The sequence below is a fragment of the Coleofasciculus sp. FACHB-712 genome (assembly GCF_014695635.1).
Lineage (GTDB): Bacteria > Cyanobacteriota > Cyanobacteriia > Cyanobacteriales > FACHB-T130 > FACHB-T130.
Map to the genome: position 1 here is coordinate 1 of NZ_JACJOQ010000165.1, position 4,130 is coordinate 4,130.

Annotated in this window: 3 protein-coding genes; 1 reads left to right on the forward strand and 2 read right to left on the reverse strand. The window is 47.6% G+C overall.

Going from position 1 to position 4,130, the window contains the following annotated elements; translation table 11 throughout:
* Nucleotides 1–300: 300 nt before the first annotated feature.
* Nucleotides 301–2,130, reverse strand: a complete 1,830-nt coding sequence (locus H6F50_RS04450) for a serine/threonine-protein kinase (RefSeq protein ID WP_190426745.1) — start codon at nucleotides 2,128–2,130, stop codon at nucleotides 301–303.
* A 65-nt stretch (nucleotides 2,131–2,195) separates the two neighbouring features.
* On the reverse strand, nucleotides 2,196–2,741 hold the full coding sequence (locus H6F50_RS04455) for a GIY-YIG nuclease family protein (RefSeq protein ID WP_190426747.1): 546 nt from the start codon (nucleotides 2,739–2,741) through the stop codon (nucleotides 2,196–2,198).
* Between the two features lie 427 nt (nucleotides 2,742–3,168).
* Between H6F50_RS04455 and H6F50_RS04460 the strand changes: the two genes are divergently transcribed.
* A partial coding sequence (locus tag H6F50_RS04460) for a tetratricopeptide repeat protein (protein ID WP_190426749.1) occupies nucleotides 3,169–4,130 on the forward strand: 962 nt, incomplete at its 3' end.

Genomic DNA, 4,130 nt, shown 5'->3' on the forward strand with positions numbered 1-4,130 from the left:
AAACGCCAATTTACGATCCAACGTGGCAGAATTTAGGGTTAAATTGGGGTATTTTGTTGCTGCACGCGGCAGTTTATTTAACAGTTACTTTTTGGGTACAGAAGCGGAAGGATATATTTTAGTTTCTAACCCGTTCACCCGCCAGCGATTGAAGCAGCACACTTTAAGCCAAAGTTCACTAAGATAGTAGACTGAAAAGCACGATTTAGAAACCCATGTAGGTGAGGCTGAGGGACAAAACCTAACAAATGTTTGTAAACTACAACTATTAGCATTGTCCCAAAGCGGACGATAAAAATACTAACATTTCCTAGCAGCAGACACATTGTAATCGTGCATATCTGCTTCCCAAATACTGATGTAAATAACATCACAATCTTGCCGGACAATCATGCCTTTTAAAGAGCCTTGAGTAAAACGGTAAGAACTCAAGCGACGCTGTTGCACTTTTTGGAGTCCATCTTTAATGTAATTATCGGCTCCACCTTTTAATAATCCATCCAAAGTAGTCTCCATGACTTGAGGATCTACTGTTGGGTAAAAGGAGGCTTCAGTTTGGCGAAGACGACCGGAATTTCGATCGAATAAGTAGCCAAGATCGATCTGATTTGGCACTAAGTTATAGACGACAGCGCGGGTTCTCCAAGCGCCACTTACATCTCTGTCTGGGTTGCCGAGGGATGCTTGGATAGTGCTTCTTGATGTACCGACGGGAAATGTGGGAACGCTCGAAACTGGACGATTTGGATTCGGGTTATTGTTTTGGGGTATGGGTGCAGGTTCGGGAGTTCGCGCTGGTTCAGGTGATCGCGCGGGTTCAGGTGTTGCAGATTGAACGGGTGCAGGTTCTTCTGGAGTTTGCGCTGGTTCGGGTTCGGGTGAACGTTCCGATCTTGGGCTAGGAGATTCAGCAATAACTGGCGGCGTCGCTGCGTCCTGTCTTGTCGGAGAATTGTCAGGTGATGGTTCTGGCGATGTCTCTAGGGGACGATTTCTTTCTGGGGTTCGTTCTGTTTCTCTGGTGGTTGGTTGTGATGTTGATGGGAAAGATGACGTGACGGGAGACGGTTGCCTAAAATTCTTGAAAAGTTGGGTAAGACCGACAATAGCGCTCACCAAAACAATTGCACCTACAATGCCGATTAGCAGAGGATTCCATTGCTGTCCTTGACCAACTACAGGCGCAGGGTTTTGAGGGGTATACGGAGAATTGACGGGTGCAGGCGAAACGTTCCTGCCACCACCCGGAGACACCGCAACGGTTGCCATATTAGATCCAGCACCCCCAGCAGAAGCCACCGTTGGAGTTGCACCCGATTGTAAAGCATCGAGCATTTCTCTAGCAGTGGAATAGCGATCGCGCGGATGCGACTGAATCGCCTTATCCAAGACAGCAACAAAACCCGGACTAACATTCGCTGCGGACTGATGCCACAAAATCTCCCCCGTTCGCGGATCGGTTGGTAAATCTTGCGGTAGTTTCCCCGTGAGTAGATAAATCGCCGTCAGCGCCAAACTATATATGTCGCTGGCGAAGACGGGTTGCCCGACTCCCTGTTCCGGCGGCATAAATCCCGGCGTGCCAATTACAATCGAGGCGGGAGCATTCCCTGGATGCACCGCCGCACCCATACTTTCCTTAACGGCACCAAAATCAATCAATACCGGCTTCCCATCCCGTTGCCGGATAATAATATTGTCCGGTTTGATATCCCGGTGAATGATGCCCTTGCTGTGGATATAATCCAAGACGGGCAGCAGACTGACAAGTATCTCCTTAACTTGACTTTCAGGCACTAACCCCTGAGTTTGCACCTTTTTGGTCAGGGTTTGCCCTTCAATCAATTCCTGCACCAGGTGAAACTGCCCAGCTTCCGAAAAGTAGGCGTACAACTTGGGAATTTGATCGCTACCTTCACCCATCGCCTCTAAAATAGCCGCTTCCCGTTGGAATCGATCTTGCGCCATCTGGAACATCTGGGGATTGTTTGCCATTGGCTTGAGCTGTTTAATTACGCAGCGACGCCGTGACGGCATATGAGTATCTTCTGCCAGAAAGGTGTTACCAAATCCACCACTTCCCAGCGTCTGGATAATGCGATAGCGATTGTTCAACAGGTGTGGATTCATGGGATGTTAGGGCGGTCGGGGTTGCTTGGTGCAAGGATTGTAGAAGACTTGCGATTATCGCGTCCTTACTTCAGGTCTAGTAAGCCACTTTCTTTTAATTTTGGATTAAAGCGCAGTTCTTCTTGAACTCCACGGGTTTTGAGCTGCTGAAAAATTTCTTCTTCAACGCGCCTTGCTACATTTTTTAACAGCTTCCCTTGCCCGACTTCATCCATCGCTGGACTTGTCAATTTAGTTTGTTCCTCAGCGGTCATGGCTCGTTTTGCATCAATCGGATCGTTCCATGCAGCTTGTTCGGAACCATTACCGGGAGGGACGGCACCATTTTCTTCAATCCAGGCATTCCGAATGCTTTCTAGCAGGGTACGGTTCGGGCGATCGCTCGTGTGTGCTTTTAGCCAATAGCAGCGTTCGTGTTGACGTACCAAATGTTGCTTGAGACTGAGATTGATATCGCGGGAATAGTTGATCAGTTGCAACACTTTCTCTCGATCGAATATTGCGTATACGCCAATTTTTCCCTGAAATTTCTCTGGTAAATGTCCGGTTTCGTCGAGGTAAGGGATATATTCTAGGCTGGCAAGAGATGGAATATCGCTTTCAGAAGTCATCGGTATTTTTTGAGTTATTTATTTGACTTTTTGATAATCTCACAGAGGTGGCTCGAATGAATTTAGGAAAAAATATTGAGCGTAAGTTAATCCCTAAATTTAGATTCAGACCTAAATTCAGAGGGTCTTCCTTTGGGTGCCATCTTACTGCCAAAAAAACGCTTAAAAATAATTAACCTTGTCTCTAAGCTTCTTCGCTCACACTTCACAAGCTTAGTCAAGGATAATGCACCTTCACTATCTTAAAGCGTCTGGAGCGGCGAACGTTGCCGCGCTAACAAGAATTAAATGATTAAGCTATAATAATCAATTTTTTTAATCTGAATGAATCCTTATGCCAATGGGGATGACACAGTTGCTCTATCCGGCAGAAGATTGGAATTATTAGAATAAATAGTAAGTATGGCTACCAGGGAGATTGGCAGAATTGAATACGCAAGGCAAATGGATCTGTGATGGTGTACCGAAAAACAACAATCAACAGTACCCAAGCAATGAAGCCCATCCACCCCAGGAAAATCACGGCCCAGACTGTATTGTTTGTGGCTTGCCTCGAGAGGCAATGAATCCTCAGAAAAGCCAGAAAACGGTCATTTCTAAACCGCCCGGTTCTAAGCCTTCATTTTTGCTGCCAATCCTGATTCTGCTGGGGATTCTGGCGGCTCTAGCGGGGGGATTTGGGTTGTATAAACTGACACAGGGGAATAAACAACCGGCAATCGTGGCGTCTCCTGAGACTCAATCTCCCACCGCTAGCGACAATACACCCACGGAAACTGCCGATCCGCAAGCGATCGCAAGCGATACCGCTAATAATGCCGAGTTGATCAGTCAAGGCGAGAAAATCCTGTTAAAGGATGCAACAAATTCCCAAAAAACAGCCGCCGCAGTCGCGTTTGCCCAGAAAAATTGGGAGGAAGCGATCGCGCAATATCAACAAGCGGTTAGCGTCAACCCCAACGATCCCGAAAGCAAAATTTACCTGAATAACGCCAAAGCCAAAAAAGCCGGAAATCCGCTGACAATGGCAGTCGTGGTTCCCATCACCCCTAGTCCGGACACGGCGAAGGAAGTTCTCCGGGGTGTGGGACAAGCGCAAGACGAGTTTAACCAGTCTCCGGCGACACCCGGACGCTTATTAGAAGTCGTGATTGTCAACGATGTTGACCCGGTAAAAGCAGTTTCCTTGGCGCAAGACCTTACCAAGTCACCGAATATTTTAGGCGTTTTGGGACATGGGGTAGATAATGGCTCTCAGCAAGCGATCGCGATGTACGAACAAGCGGGGTTAACCGTCCTTTCTCCCATCAGTACCAGCATTACTCCCGGTTCTGGCGGTCAGTCTACCTTGCAAACCATCCCCCTCGCCAAAAAAGCCAACGAGTTGCT

Bases quoted from the DNA above. Each gene is read 5' to 3' on its own strand.
- H6F50_RS04450 (WP_190426745.1), bottom strand. From the start codon at position 2,130: ATGAATCCACACCTGTTGAACAATCGCTATCGCATTATCCAGACGCTG.
- H6F50_RS04455 (WP_190426747.1), bottom strand. From the start codon at position 2,741: ATGACTTCTGAAAGCGATATTCCATCTCTTGCCAGCCTAGAATATATC.